Here is a 14,870-nt window from a genome sequence, read left to right on the forward strand (position 1 = left end):
GTCGTCACGGCCTGCGAGAATGGAGGCGCCGAGTCCCGAGCCGAGGAGCACACGTGCCGTTCATCTCCACCCGCGGCGGCATGCAGCCGCAGTCGTTCAGCGAGACGCTGCTGGAGGGCCTGGCGCCCGACGGCGGCCTGGCCGTCCCCGACGTCATGCCCGAGGTCGACGGCGAGACGCTCGAGCGCTGGCGGGCCCTGACCTATCCGCAGCTGGCGACCGAGGTGCTCGGCCTCTTCGCGACCGACATCCCGCGGGAGGACCTCGCCCGGATGACGGCGGCGGCGTACGCGGACTTCCCGGACGGCGTCGTCCCGCTGCGTCGCGTGGACGACGACCTCACGCTGGTCGGCCTCTCCGAGGGCCCGACGCTGGCGTTCAAGGACATGGCCATGCAGTTCCTCGGGCAGGTGCTGGAGTACACGCTCGAGCGCCAGGGCTCGGTCCTCAACATCCTCGGTGCCACGTCTGGTGACACCGGCTCGGCCGCGGAGCACGCCCTGCGCGGCAAGGAGCGCGTCGCGGTGTTCATGCTGTCGCCGCAGGGCCGGATGAGCGCGTTCCAGCGGGCGCAGATGTTCTCGCTCGACGACGCGAACGTGCACAACATCGCGGTGGAGGGCGTCTTCGACGACTGCCAGAACCTCGTGAAGAAGCTCGCCGGCGACCTCGACTTCAAGCGCGCTCAGCACCTGGGCGCCGTGAACTCGATCAACCTCGCCCGCATCACCGCGCAGACGGTCTACTACTTCTGGGCGTGGCTGCGCGCGACCGACGCCGGCGGCTGGGCCGAGGTGTCGTTCACCGTCCCCTCGGGGAACTTCGGCAACATCCTCTCCGGATTCTTCGCGAAGCAGATGGGACTGCCGATCCGACGCCTCGTCCTGGCCGCGAACGAGAACAACGTGCTCGACGAGTTCTTCCGCACGGGGGTGTATCGCCCCCGCAGCGCCGCCCAGACGCTGGCGACCTCGAGCCCGTCGATGGACATCTCGAAGGCGTCGAACCTCGAGCGCTTCATCTTCGAGCTCGTCGACCGCGATCCGGCGCGAGTGGTCGGCGCGTGGGACGACCTGGAGGCCCAGGGCTTCTTCGACTTCTCGGCCGAGCAGGCGCGCTTCGCGGAGGAGTTCGGCATCGTGAGCGGCACCTCGACGCATGAGGACCGGCTCGCGACCATCCGCGACGTGTACGAGGCCTCCGGCGAGGTGATCGACCCGCACACCGCCGACGGCGTGAAGGTCGCGCGGGAGTATGTCGAGCCCGGAGTGCCGATGCTGGTGCTGGAGACGGCCAAGCCCGAGAAGTTCGCCGAGACGATCCACGAGGCCATCGGGGTCGAGCTGGCGTACGCCCCCGAGCTGCGCGCCATGCTCGACGCCCCCCAGCACGTGACCGAGATGCCCGACGACGAGCGCGCTCTCCGTGCCTTCATCGAGGAGAACGCCCTCCACTGACCCGCGAGACCCCGCTTTCGCGCCGAAACCCCCTGTCCCGGACGCCGGAGACAGGGGGTTTCGACGTGAACCCGGGGTCTCGGCGGAAATGGGCAGTGTGCACAGAGGGAAGGGGGATCGGGGCGGAGTGCACATGTCGGGGAGGGGACGGGGGTGAGTACCGTGGCGGGCAACCCGTATCCTCCTCCCGAAGGACTCCCCATGGCACGCACGGCGCACGCAGACGACTTCGCGCTCTCCCGAGTGACTCCTGAGGCCCGCAAGCCCTGGTTCGGAATCGCCGTCCAGCGATTCGGACAGGTCTCCGCCCTCTCGCAGTTCCTCCTCGGCGCGACCCTCGGTTACAGCATGACCTTCGGCGAGGCCGTCCTCGCCTTCCTGTTCGGCTCGCTCATCCTCGAGGTGATCATGTGCGTGGTCGGCTTCATCGGCCAGCGTGAGGGCCTGAACACCGCGCTCCTCGCCCGCTGGACGGGCTTCGGCGAGATCGGCGCCTCGCTCGTCGGCCTCGCGATCGGCATCAGCCTCATCGGCTGGTTCGGCATCCAGTCCGCCATCTCCGCGCAGTCGCTCGACGCGCTCATGCCCGGGGCCCTGCCGGTCTGGGCGTGGAGCCTCATCTTCGGCCTCGCCGTCACCGCGATCGTCGCCTTCGGCTTCGTCGGGATGCAGTGGCTCGCGAACATCACCGTGCCGCTGTTCCTGATCCTCGTGGGGTGGTCCGTCATCTCCGAGCTCACCCGCCACGACATCGGCGAGCTGCTCACCGGCCCCGCCCCCGGCCCGACCATGAGCGTCTGGGCGGGCACCGGCATCGTCGCCGGCGGTCTCATCGTCGGCGCGATCATCACGGGCGACATGACCCGCTTCAACCGCTCCCGCGCCGACGTCGTCAAGCAGACGGTGCTGGGCGTCTCCCTCGGCGAGTTCGTGATCGGCCTCGCCGGCGTGCTTCTCGCCCACGCGGCGGCGACCGGCGACATCGTCGCCATCGTCACCTCGTCCGTCGGGTTCGTCGGCCTGTTCATCGTCCTCACCGGCACGCTGAAGATCAACGACTGGAACCTGTACTCCTCCACGCTCGGCCTGGTGAACTTCATCTCCACCGCCTTCGGGAAGAACCTCCACCGCGTCACCACGACCATCGTCCTCGGCGTGGTGGGATCGGTGCTTGCGGCGGTCGGCATCCTCGGCCAGTTCACCGAGTTCCTCGTCGTGCTCAGCGTCGCGTTCCCGCCGATCGCCGGGATCATGGTCGCCGAGTACTACGTGGTGCGCCGCTGGCGTCCCGAGCTCGACGCGACCCGCGAGGCCGGCACACTGCCCGGCACCGCGCCCCGGATCGTCCCGGCCACGATCGTCGTCTGGCTGGTGTCCTCGCTGGTCGGCTACTTCGTGACCTGGGGCATCCCCTCGCTGCTCAGCCTCTTCCTGTCGATGGTGCTCTACATCGTCGCCGGCAAGCTCGGCTGGGTGCGCGGCGTCGGCGTCGCGACCACCCGGCAGGCGGACCCCGTCGACAGCGCCCCCGCCGCGGTCTGAGCAGACCCGCCGGACACGAACCACCTCCACGAAAGCGAGCATCATGCACATCGGCATCGACGTCGGCGGCACCAACACCGACGCCGTCCTCATGGACGGCACCCGCACCCTGGCCGGGGTCAAGCACTCCACGACCCCGGACGTGACGAGCGGGATCGTCCAGGCCATCGCAGACCTCCGTGCGAGGCACTCCTTCGAGGGCGGCGACATCGACGCGGTGATGATCGGCACGACGCACTTCATCAATGCGCTCGTGCAGGCGAGCCGGCTCGCTCCGGTCGCGGCCCTTCGACTCGGCCTGCCCGCGACGCGCGCGCTGCCGCCGCTGATCGACTGGCCGGAGGTTCTCGTCGCGGCCACCCAGGCACGCAGCTACCTGGCGCACGGCGGCTACGAGTTCGACGGCCGCCCGATCTCGCCGCTCGACCCCGACGAGATCCGCGCGCACGCCGAGGACATGAAGGCGAACGGCATCCGCTCGGTGGCCATCTCGTCGGTGTTCAGCCCGGTCAACCACGACCTCGAAGTGCAGGCGGCCGAGATCGTCGCCTCGGTGCTCGGAGAGGACGCCGCCATCTCGCTGTCGCATGAGATCGGCCGCATCGGACTGCTGGAGCGCGAGAACGCGACGATCATCAACGCCGCCCTCCGCGAGCTCGCGTCGGAGATCGTCGACGGGCTCACCTCGGCGGTCCGTGCGCAGGGCATCGAAGCGCCGATCTTCCTCAGCCAGAACGACGGCACGCTCATGGACGAGGACTACGTGCGCCGGTACCCGGTCGCGACCTTCGCCTCCGGCCCCACCAACTCGATGCGCGGGGCGGCGGCCACCAGCGGCCTTGTCGACTGCGCCGTCATCGACGTGGGCGGCACCACCGCCGACATCGGCCTGCTCATCAACGGCTTCCCCCGGGAGACGGCGAACGAGGTGAAGGTCGCCGGCATCCGCACGAACTTCCGCATGCCGGATGTGCTCTCCCTCGGCATCGGCGGTGGCAGCATCGTCGACGAGGAGACGGCCGAGGTGGGTCCGGCCTCGGTCGGATACCGGCTGACGACGGAGGCTCTGGTCTTCGGCGGCTCGACCCTCACGGCCACCGACATCGCGGTCGCCGCCGGTCGTGCGCAGGTGGGGGATCCCGCCAAGGTCGCGCACCTCGACCCCGCGTTCGTGGAGCGCGTGCTCGCCCGCATCGCGGAGCGCGTCGCGGAGGCGGTGGACCGCATGCGCACGTCGCCGGAGCCCATCGCGGTCGTGGCCGTCGGCGGCGGGTCCATCCTGCTGCCCGACGAGCTGCCCCTGTTCGGCACCGTCCATCGCCCGGAGAACTATGCGGTCGCGAACGCCATCGGCGCCTCGATCGCCCAGGTCGGCGGCGAGATCGACAAGGTCTACGCGATCGAGCCGGGCCGTCGCGACGAGACGATCGCGGAGGTGCGCGCCGAGGCCGTCGACAAGGCCATCGCGGCCGGCGCCAAGCCCGCGACGGTGTCGATCATCGACTTCGACGAGGTCCCCATTCCGTATCTTCCCGGCAACGCGACGCGCATCCGCGTGAAGGCCGTCGGCGACCTCGACATGGGGGCCTGACATGAGCACGACGATCACCGCGGCCGACATCGACGGTCTCGCTCGCGGCGCGGCCGTGCTCGGCACCGGCGGGGGCGGCGACCCGTACATCGGCGCGCTCCTCGCCCGCCAGGCCCTCGCCTCGGGAGACGTCACGGTCGTGGCGCTCGACGAGGTGCCGGACGACGCCCTCGTGCTGTTCGTCGCCATGATGGGCGCGCCCACCGTCATGGTCGAGAAGCTGCCGAGCCTCGCGGAGGTCATCGAGCCGGTCAAGGCGCTCGGGATCCACCTCGGCCGCCCGGTCACCCACATCGCCTGCGCCGAGGTCGGCGGCGTGAACTCGACGATCCCGATCGCCGCCGCCGCCGCGCTCGGGCTGCCGCTCGTCGACGCGGACGGCATGGGTCGCGCCTTCCCCGAGCTGCAGATGGTGCTCCCGACGCTGTACGGCGTGACGGCCTCGCCGCTCGCCTTCAGCGACGAGAAGGGGAACACGGGGGTGCTGCAGACCGCCGACAACTCCTGGACCGAGCGCATCGCCCGCGTCGCGTGCGTCGAGATGGGCTGCTCCGTCATGATCTCCGGCTTCTCGATGTCGGGTGCCGCCGCACGCCAGTCGCTGGTGGCGGGATCGCTGTCCCGGTGCATCGACATCGGTCAGCGGATCGCGGAGGCCCGCGAGGCGAAGACCGACCCGGTCGCCGCCGTCGTCGAGCTCCTCGGCGGTCGCGAGCTGTTCGGTGGCAAGGTCGCCGACGTGAACCGGGCCACGACGACCGGCTTCGCGCGCGGTCGGGCACGGATCGACGGAGAGAGCGGAGCCTCGCTGACGCTGCAGTTCCAGAACGAGCACCTCGTCGCGGAGGCGGACGGGCGGGTGCTGGCGACCACCCCCGACCTCATCATGGTCCTCGACGGCGAGTCGGGGGAGCCCGTCACGACCGAGGGGCTGCGCTACGGCCAGCGCGTCCGCGTGATCGCCGCTCCCGCTGACGAGCGCTGGCACTCGGACGCGGCTCTCGCGATGGTCGGCCCGGGGTACTTCGGCTACGACATCCCGGCGCACCGGTTCGACGGCACGGTCTCCGCCGGAGACGCCGCGGCAGGGGCCGCCGCATGAGCTGGGAGCTGACCGCGGCAGACCTGCCCGACCTCGCCCGCGGCGCCACGCTGCTCGGCACCGGCGGCGGGGGCGACCCCTACATCGGCAAGATGCTGGTGGAGCGGGTGCTCGGCGACGGGGCGATCACGATCCTCGACCCGGACGACCTCGCCGACGACCTCTTCGTCATCCCGACCGCGCAGATGGGGGCGCCGACGGTGATGGTCGAGAAGATCCCCGCCGGCATCGAACCCACCCTCGCCCTGCGCACCCTGGAGGACCACCTGGGACGCCGGGCCGATGCCACCATGCCGATCGAGTGCGGGGGGATCAACTCGATGATCCCGCTCATCGTCGCCGCGGAGACCGGTCTTCCGGTCGTGGACGCGGACGGCATGGGCCGGGCGTTCCCCGAGCTGTCGATGGAGACCTTCGCGGTCTACGGCGTGCACGGCTCGCCGCTCGCGCTCGCCGGAGAGCGCGGGGAGCGCGTCGTCATCGACACGGGAGACGACGATCGTCAGATGGAGTGGCTCGCCCGCGGCATCACGATCCGGCTGGGTGGCGTCGGTCACATCGCCGAGTACGCCATGACCGGGGCCGACGTGCGGCGCACGGCGGTGCCGCGCACCATCTCGATGGCTCTCGCCCTGGGCCGAGCGATCCGGCTCGCCCGGGAAGAGCACCGCTCGCCGTTCGAGGCGATCGCCGCGACGCTCGCGACCACGCTCTACCCGCATGTGCGCGAGCTCTGCGTCGGGAAGGTGGTGGATGTCGAACGACGGACCACCGAGGGTTTCGCGAAAGGGCGGGCGGTCATCGCTCCGCTCGGCGCCGCGGAGGACGACACGTTCGAGATCGCCTTCCAGAACGAGAACCTCACCGCGCGGCGGGCTGGACGGCTCGTCGCGATCGTTCCCGATCTCATCTGCGTCGTCGACCACGAGACCGCCGAGCCCATCACCACGGAGGGCCTCCGCTACGGTCAGCGCGTCCGGGTGCTCGGCATCTCGACGCCGGCGATGATGCGCACCCCCGAGGCTCTGGCCGCTTTCGGGCCCTCCGCCTTCGGCCTGACCGAGGAGTTCGCTCCCGTCGAGGGGATGGCCGCGTCCTAGGCTGGATCCCATGAGGCTGGAGCGGGACGACCTGGAGGCGCTCGCCCGCGGGTACGCCCTGCTCGGCTCCGGCGGCGGCGGGTCCACGACGATGCTCGAACTCATCCTCGGCACCACCGCGCCCTGGCCCCTCGACGTCGCGCCGGTGGACGCGCTGGACCCCGCCACGCCCTGTCTCGGCGTGGCCTTCGTCGGGTCGACGATGCTGCTCGGCGAGCGGATGCCCGGTGCCGCGCCCTTCGCCCCGCTGCTGCGGGCGGTGGAGAGATGGCTCGGGCATCCCGTCCCGGCGGTGTGCTCGCTCGAGGGTGGAGGGATGAACGGCCTCGCGCCGCTCACTCTGGCCGGATCGCACACCGTGGTGGACGCCGACTGCACGGGGCGTGCGGTGCCGGGACTCGATCAGATGTCGCTGTTCGTCGACCGCGTGCCGGGACTGGTCTTCGCGTGCGAGACCGGGGCCGACGGGGTGGCGCTCGTGGAGGCGACGAGGGCGATCGATGCGGAGCGTGTGGTGCGTTCGGCCATCATCCAGGCCGGAGGCGTCGGCTGCGCCGTTCTCGCCGGCTTCACCGTCGGCGATCTGCGCGAGCACGCCATCGCCGACCACCTCGCCCGCGCGCTCGCCCTCGGCCGCAGCTTCCTGGTGCACCGGGCGGCACCGCTGCCGGTCCTCGCCGAGGTGCTCGGGGGGACGCTGCTCGCCGAGGGCCGCATCGTGACCACCGCGTCCTCCGCAGCCGACCCGCACGTGAACGCGGTCGAGATCGCCGGACTCGGCGGAGCGGTGCACCGCATCGTCACCCGGTCCGAGACCCTCGCGGTGCTCACCGACGGCCTGCTGGTGGCCGCGGCGCCCGAGATCATCGTCCTCCTGGATGCCGTGTCCCGAGACGTCCTCGAAGTCACCGAGCTGGCCCCCGGGCGCACCGTGGCGGCCCTCGCCCTCCCCGCTCCCGCATGGTGGAACGCCCGCCCCGAGCGTCGGGCCCGGGTGGTGCCTTCCGCCTACGGGCTCGTCGATCTGGACGCGGCGTGAGCGGGGCGCTCGCGCTGCCGGCGCTGCTGGCGCAGGAGGAGAACGGCGTCCTCCGCCACGTCGCGGGCCCGCGGGATGTCGCGTGGGACGCGGTGGTGGTGGAAGCCGGCGAGTCCGACCTGCCCGACGAGGGCATCGGCCGGCTCGCGATCCTCACGTCCGGGGCGCCGATCGCCACCTGGCAGCAGGACGCGATGCTGCGCCGGGTCCGCGACCGCGGGTTCACGGGGCTCGCCCTCCCCGGTGCCGCCGGTGTCGACCCCGGGGCGCTCCGCCTCGCGGACCGGATCGGTCTCGCCCTGCTCGATGTCGAGAGGCCGGTCCAGCTCGCCCGCGCCTGCTGGATGCTCATCGAGGCCCGCGACGCTCTGACGCTCACGCGGGTGCGCAAGGTCGCGCAGTCGTTCGAGTACGCCGCCGACGACCTCGGCGACCTGCTCGGACACCTCGCGGCGAACCTCGGTCTGGGCGTCGCCCTCGTCGATGCCGCGGGAGTTCTCCGTGAAGCCGGCGGACACCTGGACGCCGAACTGCACGCGGCGATCCGCTTCGACGCGTGGAGCGACAGTGCCAGGGCGGGGGAGGGCGCGGCCGCCTCGGTGCGGGTGGACAGCCCCGGCCGGTCCGGTCTGCGTCTCGTCCTGTTCGGCCACGGCTTCGGAGAGGCACAGCTGCGGTCGCTCCTGGTGGCCGCGGAGGTCGCCATGCCCGCGGTGGCCGCCCGCATCCTCATCGACGAGATCGCGGCCGTCAACGACGTCGCGGCATCGTCGGGGCTGCTGCGGGACTTCGTCGAGCTCCGCGGAGCCGCCGATGCCGATGTGGAACGGCGCATGGCGGAGCGGGGGTGGCGCACCGGCGGGCATCACCTCGGCTTCCGCATGGTGGCGCGCAGCCGGGTGGAGCCGCTCGCACTCCTCCGTGCGATCAGGCCCGGGCTCAGCGCGATCGACGCCGAGGCGCACGCGACCACGGCGGGTCGAGGCCTCAGCGGCTGGCTCTCGTTCGCTGAGGCCCCGGGGCCCGATCGCATCGAGCGGGCCGTGACGGCACTGCGCGACCTCCACCTCACGGCACTGCGCGACTTCGCCGTGGCGACCGGGGTGGGCTCGGCGCAGACCGGGCCGGAAGGACTGGCGGCGACCCTCGACGAAGCCGGCGACGCCGCACGGATCGCCGCGGCCCGGTCGGCCACCGGATGGTTCGTCCGCGTCGACAGCCTCGGGCTCGAACAGCTCCTGCTCGCCTGGACCGGCAACGACACCTTCGTCCCGGCCGCGCAGTCGCTGCTCGCCCCTCTGGCCGAGGGGAACGGGGAACTGCTCAGGACCCTGTCGGCCTACCTCGACCACGAGTCCGGCATCGCGGCCACCGCGGCCGCTCTCGGGCTGCACCGCAACACGGTGGCCGTGCGGATCCGCCGGGTGCAGGAGCTCCTCGGGATCGACATGAACGACCCCGAGGCGCGGCTGGCGCTGCATCTCGCGTGCCGGGCGGTGCTGCCGGGCTGAGCCCGGAGCACACCGTCCGGGGTCACTCCGGGTCGCCGTGCAGCATCCAGGCGATCCCGAAGCGGTCGACGAGCATCCCGAACGTCCCGCCCCACGGCGGCACATCGAGCGGCATCGTGATCGTGGCGCCTTCGGAGAGACGGTCCCACACCTGCCGGGTGACCTCCTGGGTGTTGCCGCTCAGGGACACGGAGACGCCCTGCGGCTTCTCGTAGGTCATGCCCTCCGGGGTGTCCGAGGCCATGAGCACGAGGCCGTCGGGGGTCGTGAGCTGCGCATGCATCACGAGGTCCTTCTGGCTCGGATCCTGCACCATGTCGGGGAAGTCGCCGAAGACCGTGATGTCGAGATCTCCGCCGAGGACTCCCCGGTAGAACTCCATGGCCTCGCGGGCCTCGGTGCGGAAGGACAGGTAGGGATTGAGGTTCGCCATGCGTGCTCCTGGTCGCTCGACTGCTGGAAGACCCCCGCCCCTCCTCAGTCTGCGCGCGCCGGCACCGCCTCGGCAAGCCATTCCGTGAACGTCTGCGTCCCGCGCACGGCATCCGGTCCCGGCAGCGCCTTCCCCGCGCGCATCCCCGCCATCTGCGGGCCGGGCACGTTCAGCGCCGGGATCCAGCCTCGGTACCCGATGCGCCGAGCGAACGCCCGCACCATGTCGGCGAGCTGCTCTTCGCGGGGGCCGGCGAAGTCAGGCACTCGACCCTGCGCGTCCCCGATCGCGAGCGTGACGAGCCGCTCCGCGACCTCGCGGGCCGCCACCGGCTGCGTGCGCGCACGCGGGGCGAGATGCAGCGGCCCCGCCTTCGCGCGCGCGAACATCTGCGCGGCGAACTCGTGGAACTGCGTGGCTCGGAGGATCGTGGGACGGCGGACGCGGAGACCAGCTTCTCCTGGGCCACTTTGCCCGCGTAGTAGTCGTAGGGGATCCGGTCGATGCCGACGATGGAGAGCAGGACGACGTGTCCCACGCCGGTGTCCGCGGCGGCGGCGAGGAGGTTCCCGGTGGCGGCGGTGAAGAACTCGATCGCCGTGCTCGCCTTCAGGGTCTCGACGCTCACGACATCGATCACGGCATCGGCTCCGGTCAGCGCCGCCTCCAGCCCGCGCCCGCTGACCAGATCGACGCCGTGCGAACGACTGAGCACGACGGCCTCATGACCGGCGCCCCGGACGGCCTCCACCGTGGGCGTGCCGACGACGCCGGTCCCTCCTGCGACGACGATCCTCATGCGTCGATCCTCACTCCCGATCCAGCCCGAAAGTGCGCTTCACGAGCGCCTGCACATCACGGTCGAGCCCGTCGATGCGGGCGTTGACGCCGTCGATGCGCGTGCCGACCGCGTCGAAGCGGGTGTTGACCGCATCGAAGCGCGCGGTCATCTCGTTCCGCAGGCCCCCGATCTCGCTGCGGAGGACGCGGATGAACAGCGTCGAGACGACCGTGAGCATGCCCATCATCAGCGCAGTGAACGCGCCGATCATGGTCCAGACCTGCGCACCGTCCATGGTTTCCATCCCCTCATCGTGGCACCGGATCCTTCAGCCTGCCAGCATCCTGGCGGACGCCACGCCCGGCCCCTCGCGCTCTGTGGAGACACCGGAGATCGCGGGGATTCGGGAGGAAGGGCCGGGTGAGGATCCCTCCTCACCCGGCCCTCGGTCAGTCGCCCTTCACGTTCACGAGCTGTCGCAGCATGTGCCGGATCCGCACCAGGCTCGCCGCATCCTCCATCACCCGATCGATGGGCTTGTAGGCCTGGGGGATCTCATCGATGAAGGCGTCGGTGTCCCGGAACTCGATGCCGGCCATCGCCTCCCGCAGCTGCGCGTGGGTGAACGTCTTCCGCGCCGCGGACCGCGAGTACTCCCGCCCGGCACCGTGCGGGGAGGAGTTCAGCGACAGCGGGTCGCCGAGCCCCTCCACCACGTACGATGCCGTGCCCATCGATCCGGGGATGAGTCCGGGCCGACCCGCGTCCGCCTGGATCGCGCCCTTGCGGGACACCCAGACGCGCTTTCCGAAGTGCATCTCCGACTCCGTGAAGTTGTGGTGGCAGTTGATCCGCTCCTCCTCCTCGACCGGAGCGCCGAGGAAGTCGGAGAGCTGCCGGATGACGCGGTCCATCATCTCCTCGCGGTTCAGCAGCGCGAAGTGCTGTGCCCACCGGAGCTCGCGGATGTAGCGCGTGAACTCCGGCGTGCCCTCGACGAGGTAGGCCAGGTCGGGGTCGGGCAGGTCGATCCACCACTGCTTCGCCAGCCGCTGCGCGACCGCGATGTGGTGCCCGGCGATCTTGTTGCCCACGCCACGGGACCCGGAATGCAGGAACAGCCAGACCCGGTCGAGCTCGTCCACCGACACCTCGATGAAGTGGTTCCCCGAGCCGAGCGTGCCGAGCTGGAGCCGCCAGTTCTTCGCGTAGCCCTCGGGGTCGAACTCGGCCGCACGTGCTCGCTCCTCCAGCTCGGCGATGCGCGGTGCGGCCGTCGCCACGACCTTGTTGTTGTAGCGCCCGGCGGACAGCGGGATCGCGCGCTCGATCTGCTCCCGGAGCGCGGCGAGGTCGCGCCCGTCGAGGTCGTCCTTCGTGAACGGCGTGCGGACGGCGATCATGCCGCAGCCGATGTCGACGCCGACGGCCGCGGGGATGATCGCGCCGAGCGTCGGGATGACAGACCCGACGGTCGCGCCCTTGCCGAGGTGCGCATCCGGCATCAGCGCCAGGTGCGGGTGGATGAACGGCATGCGTGAGGTGGTGCGGGCCTGATCGAGGGTCTTCTCATCGATCAGGGACGCCCACGACAGCAGCCGCGCGGAGAGCCTCTCCATGATTCCTTTCCTTGTGGTGGTGTCCGGCCACAGGTCAGGGAGTCTTCCGACGGAAAACGCCCCGGACCTGACGGTGCGGGGCGTTGCGAGAGCGGATGCTGTCACACGGCGCGCGCCGGAGGGTACGACTCGTCGCGGTCATTGCGCTTCTGCGGAAGCGGCAATGCCACGTTCTGGGGAAGATTCCGCGGGGCGGTCATCCGTCGTCTCCTCGGCTGGTGTGCGGCGCCGGTCGGCACAGCCTTGCCACCCTAGGCGGCGACACGCCCGGGCGTCAAGCGTCCTTCGGCGGGTTGTACATGAACTCGAGCCGGATGCCGTCGGCGTCCTCGACGAAAGAGGCGTAGTACCGCTCGCTGTACCGCGGATACTCCTTCGGCTCGCGCACCGCGGTCCAGCCGGCGTCGAGGGCGAGGTCGTGGAGTCGGTCGACCTCGGCGCGCGACGGCACCGCGAAGGCCATGTGCTGCCAGCCGACGCGGCCGTGGCGGTGAGGGGTGGGATCGTCGTCCCACGTGTAGAGGATGATCTCGGTCTCGTCGCCGGTGTGCCAGGAGATCGAGTGATCGTCCTCCCCACCGAGCTCGTAGCCGAGCGCGGTGAGCACGGGATGGAACTGCGCGCGTCCGCGCTCCAGGTCGGCGACGGTGATGCCCAGGTGATCGAGGAGAGCCATGCGCCCAGTCTGTCAGCGCAGCGGTCGCCTGTCAGTGCGGAGCGTGGTATTCGGCTTCGCCGCGCTTCCAGTAGCCCTTCACGACGGCGTTCGCGCTGTCCACGCCCCAGCGTGCGAGCAGGGCCCGGCCGGGCTTCACGATGGACTGCTCGGCGGCGATGAACACGAACGGGTCGTCTCCCACGACGTCGTCCGCGGTCAGCGCGTCGAGGAAGGCGATCAGCGCGGAGCCGGCCGGCGCGTCGCCGCGGTGCAGCCACTCGACAGGCACCGGAGCGTCGATCTCGATCTCGCGGCCGGCCGACACCGTCTCGATGACGATGCGTGCGGGGGTGCCGGCGGGGATGAGGGCGGCGAAGCGACGGATCGCGGGGATGGCGGTCTCGTCGCCGACGAGGAGCCATGATCCCGGCTCTCCGGTGAGGACGGCGGCGCCGCGCGGCCCGCCGACGCCGATGGTCGACCCGAGCGGGGCGTTCGCGGCCCACGGGGCGGCCACGCCCTGATCGCCGTGCACGGCGAACTCCACGTCGAGCCAGTCGTCACCCCAGGCGAGGGGCGTGTACTCGCGGCTCGGGGAGGCCCGCAGCTCCTCCACCGAGTCCACGGGGCCGCTCGGGAAGAAGAGCCGCATGTGGTCGTCGGAACCCGGGGAGTCGAAGCCGGCGAGGTCGGGCCCGGACAGGCGGACGCGCACGAAATCCGGAGCGAGCCATTCGCGGGCGCTCAGCGTGACGTTGCGGAAGCGCAGCTCGAGGCCGCGACGCTCGATCGAGAAACCGGATTTCGTATCGCTCATAAAGTAAGGCTAACCTAAAAACCGACGCGGTCGGCTCGCCCGCCCGTCGGACCGGCGCCCCACGAGGGCGCACACATCCCCGCAGAACAGGAGTCTCTCCATGTCCGTGCCCAGAACCCTCACCGCCACGAGCGTCGCTCTCGTCGGCCTGCTCGCCCTCTCCGGCTGCGCGTCCGGCGGCGAAGCCGAACCCGAAGAGACGACGGCGGAATCGGGGACCGTGACCATCGAGGACAACACCGGCACGCACGAGATCAGCACGCCGCCGGCCTCGGTCGTCGCTCTGGACAACCGGACCTTCCAGACCCTCTCCGACTGGGGCATCGAGCTCTCCGCCGGCGCGGTCTCCCTCATGCCGGAGACCGTCTCCTACGTGAAGGACGAGGACATCGTCGACATCGGCCTGCACTCCGAGCCCGACCTCGAGGCCATCGTCGCCGCCGACCCCGACCTCATCATCAGCGGCCAGCGGTTCACGCAGCACAACGAGGCCATCGCCGAGCTCGTCCCTGACGCCACGATCATCGACCTGGAGCCGCGGGACGGCGAGCCCTTCGACGAGGAGCTCAAGCGGCAGACCACCGCCCTGGGCGAGATCTTCGGCAAGCAGGACGAGGCCCAGAAGCTCGTCGAGGAGTTCGACGCCGCTGTGGACCGCGCGAAGGCGGCCTACGACGACGCCGACACCGTCATGGCGGTGAACACTTCGGGCGGGCAGATCGGCTACCTCGCTCCGACCGTCGGCCGCTCGCTGGGACCGATCTACGACATGCTCGGCCTCACGCCGGCACTGCAGGTCGACGACGCGACCGACGACCACCAGGGCGACGAGATCTCGGTCGAGGCGATCGCCGCCTCGAACCCCGACTGGATCCTGGTGCTCGACCGGGATGCCGTGTTCGCGGCGGAGACGCCGGACTACGTGCAGGCGGCGGAGATCATCGAGAGCTCCGAGGCGCTCGCCGGCGTGACCGCCGTGAAGGACGACCAGATCGTCTACATGCCCACGGACACCTACCTGAACGAGAGCATCCAGACGTACACGACGTTCCTCAACGACCTCGCCGACGCGCTCGAGAAGAGCGCCGACAAGTAAGGGCTGTGGGGGGGGGTCCCGACCCGGGGGGCGCCGCCGGCCCCCCCCCCTCCCTCCTCCCCCCTTCCACCCCCACCCCGATCCTCCTCCCTTCTGTTTGCTCCCCAGCTGCTCCTTTACGGCC

At 70.9% G+C, this 14,870-nt stretch carries 13 protein-coding genes and 1 pseudogene; 8 read left to right on the forward strand and 6 right to left on the reverse strand.

Annotated elements, in window-relative coordinates; translation table 11 throughout:
• Window positions 1–53: 53 nt before the first annotated feature.
• The 7 genes from thrC (at window position 54) to ACFU8V_RS05430 (ending at window position 9,342) form a co-directional block, all read left to right on the forward strand.
• The gene (gene thrC / locus ACFU8V_RS05400) at window positions 54–1,457 is read left to right on the forward strand and encodes a threonine synthase (protein ID WP_085603909.1); all 1,404 of its coding nucleotides are present in this window, start codon (window positions 54–56) and stop codon (window positions 1,455–1,457) included.
• Between the two features lie 201 nt (window positions 1,458–1,658).
• A complete protein-coding gene (locus ACFU8V_RS05405; protein WP_025104503.1) occupies window positions 1,659–2,999 on the forward strand; it encodes a cytosine permease in 1,341 nt (446 codons plus the stop codon).
• Between the two features lie 43 nt (window positions 3,000–3,042).
• Window positions 3,043–4,590 (forward strand): hydantoinase/oxoprolinase family protein, encoded by a 1,548-nt coding sequence (locus tag ACFU8V_RS05410; RefSeq protein WP_366216319.1) that lies wholly within the window; start codon window positions 3,043–3,045, stop codon window positions 4,588–4,590.
• 1 nt (window position 4,591) lies between these two features.
• Window positions 4,592–5,692, forward strand: a complete 1,101-nt coding sequence (locus tag ACFU8V_RS05415) for a DUF917 domain-containing protein (protein WP_025104501.1) — start codon at window positions 4,592–4,594, stop codon at window positions 5,690–5,692.
• Window positions 5,689–6,792, forward strand: a complete 1,104-nt coding sequence (locus ACFU8V_RS05420; protein WP_378869599.1) for a DUF917 domain-containing protein — start codon at window positions 5,689–5,691, stop codon at window positions 6,790–6,792. The genes ACFU8V_RS05415 and ACFU8V_RS05420 overlap by 4 nt, the downstream gene beginning before the upstream one ends.
• 10 nt (window positions 6,793–6,802) lie before the next feature.
• Window positions 6,803–7,831, forward strand: a complete 1,029-nt coding sequence (locus ACFU8V_RS05425; RefSeq protein WP_025104499.1) for a DUF917 family protein — start codon at window positions 6,803–6,805, stop codon at window positions 7,829–7,831.
• The gene (locus tag ACFU8V_RS05430; protein ID WP_371511112.1) at window positions 7,828–9,342 is read left to right on the forward strand and encodes a PucR family transcriptional regulator; all 1,515 of its coding nucleotides are present in this window, start codon (window positions 7,828–7,830) and stop codon (window positions 9,340–9,342) included. Before ACFU8V_RS05425 ends, ACFU8V_RS05430 begins: the two co-directional genes overlap by 4 nt.
• Before the next feature lie 22 nt (window positions 9,343–9,364).
• On the opposite strand, the gene ACFU8V_RS05435 is transcribed toward ACFU8V_RS05430, so the two are convergent.
• The 6 genes and pseudogenes from ACFU8V_RS05435 to ACFU8V_RS05460 all read right to left on the reverse strand — a co-directional run bounded on the left by ACFU8V_RS05435 (window position 9,365) and on the right by ACFU8V_RS05460 (window position 13,650).
• Window positions 9,365–9,775: a VOC family protein gene (locus ACFU8V_RS05435; RefSeq protein WP_025104497.1), complete on the reverse strand. Its 411-nt coding sequence runs from the start codon at window positions 9,773–9,775 to the stop codon at window positions 9,365–9,367.
• Window positions 9,776–9,819: 44 nt separating this feature from the next.
• Window positions 9,820–10,574, reverse strand: a pseudogene (locus ACFU8V_RS05440) (SDR family oxidoreductase).
• 10 nt (window positions 10,575–10,584) lie between these two features.
• Entirely contained in the window at window positions 10,585–10,860 is a 276-nt protein-coding gene (locus ACFU8V_RS05445; protein ID WP_025104495.1) for a hypothetical protein, read from the reverse strand.
• Between the two features lie 145 nt (window positions 10,861–11,005).
• Window positions 11,006–12,175 carry an RtcB family protein gene (locus tag ACFU8V_RS05450; RefSeq protein ID WP_378869604.1) on the reverse strand — a complete coding sequence of 390 codons (1,170 nt, stop codon included), beginning with the start codon at window positions 12,173–12,175 and terminating at the stop codon, window positions 11,006–11,008.
• Window positions 12,176–12,449: 274 nt separating this feature from the next.
• Entirely contained in the window at window positions 12,450–12,851 is a 402-nt protein-coding gene (locus ACFU8V_RS05455) for a VOC family protein (protein WP_378869607.1), read from the reverse strand.
• Window positions 12,852–12,882: 31 nt separating this feature from the next.
• Window positions 12,883–13,650 carry a siderophore-interacting protein gene (locus tag ACFU8V_RS05460; protein ID WP_025104492.1) on the reverse strand — a complete coding sequence of 256 codons (768 nt, stop codon included), beginning with the start codon at window positions 13,648–13,650 and terminating at the stop codon, window positions 12,883–12,885.
• A 100-nt stretch (window positions 13,651–13,750) separates the two neighbouring features.
• On the opposite strand from ACFU8V_RS05460, the gene ACFU8V_RS05465 reads away from it, so the two are divergent.
• Window positions 13,751–14,746 (forward strand): siderophore ABC transporter substrate-binding protein, encoded by a 996-nt coding sequence (locus ACFU8V_RS05465; RefSeq protein WP_303708500.1) that lies wholly within the window; start codon window positions 13,751–13,753, stop codon window positions 14,744–14,746.
• The last annotated feature ends 124 nt before the right edge of the window (window positions 14,747–14,870 follow it).

The organism is Microbacterium sp. NPDC057658 (assembly GCF_042799975.1).
Classification (GTDB): domain Bacteria; phylum Actinomycetota; class Actinomycetes; order Actinomycetales; family Microbacteriaceae; genus Microbacterium.

Coding starts and splice junctions, on each gene's coding strand:
- ACFU8V_RS05405 (WP_025104503.1), top strand. CDS start 1,659: ATGGCACGCACGGCGCACGCAGACGACTTCGCGCTCTCCCGAGTGACT.
- ACFU8V_RS05410 (WP_366216319.1), top strand. CDS start 3,043: ATGCACATCGGCATCGACGTCGGCGGCACCAACACCGACGCCGTCCTC.
- ACFU8V_RS05415 (WP_025104501.1), top strand. CDS start 4,592: ATGAGCACGACGATCACCGCGGCCGACATCGACGGTCTCGCTCGCGGC.
- ACFU8V_RS05420 (WP_378869599.1), top strand. CDS start 5,689: ATGAGCTGGGAGCTGACCGCGGCAGACCTGCCCGACCTCGCCCGCGGC.
- ACFU8V_RS05425 (WP_025104499.1), top strand. CDS start 6,803: ATGAGGCTGGAGCGGGACGACCTGGAGGCGCTCGCCCGCGGGTACGCC.
- ACFU8V_RS05435 (WP_025104497.1), bottom strand. CDS start 9,775: ATGGCGAACCTCAATCCCTACCTGTCCTTCCGCACCGAGGCCCGCGAG.
- ACFU8V_RS05445 (WP_025104495.1), bottom strand. CDS start 10,860: ATGGAAACCATGGACGGTGCGCAGGTCTGGACCATGATCGGCGCGTTC.
- ACFU8V_RS05450 (WP_378869604.1), bottom strand. CDS start 12,175: ATGGAGAGGCTCTCCGCGCGGCTGCTGTCGTGGGCGTCCCTGATCGAT.
- ACFU8V_RS05455 (WP_378869607.1), bottom strand. CDS start 12,851: ATGGCTCTCCTCGATCACCTGGGCATCACCGTCGCCGACCTGGAGCGC.
- ACFU8V_RS05460 (WP_025104492.1), bottom strand. CDS start 13,650: ATGAGCGATACGAAATCCGGTTTCTCGATCGAGCGTCGCGGCCTCGAG.
- ACFU8V_RS05465 (WP_303708500.1), top strand. CDS start 13,751: ATGTCCGTGCCCAGAACCCTCACCGCCACGAGCGTCGCTCTCGTCGGC.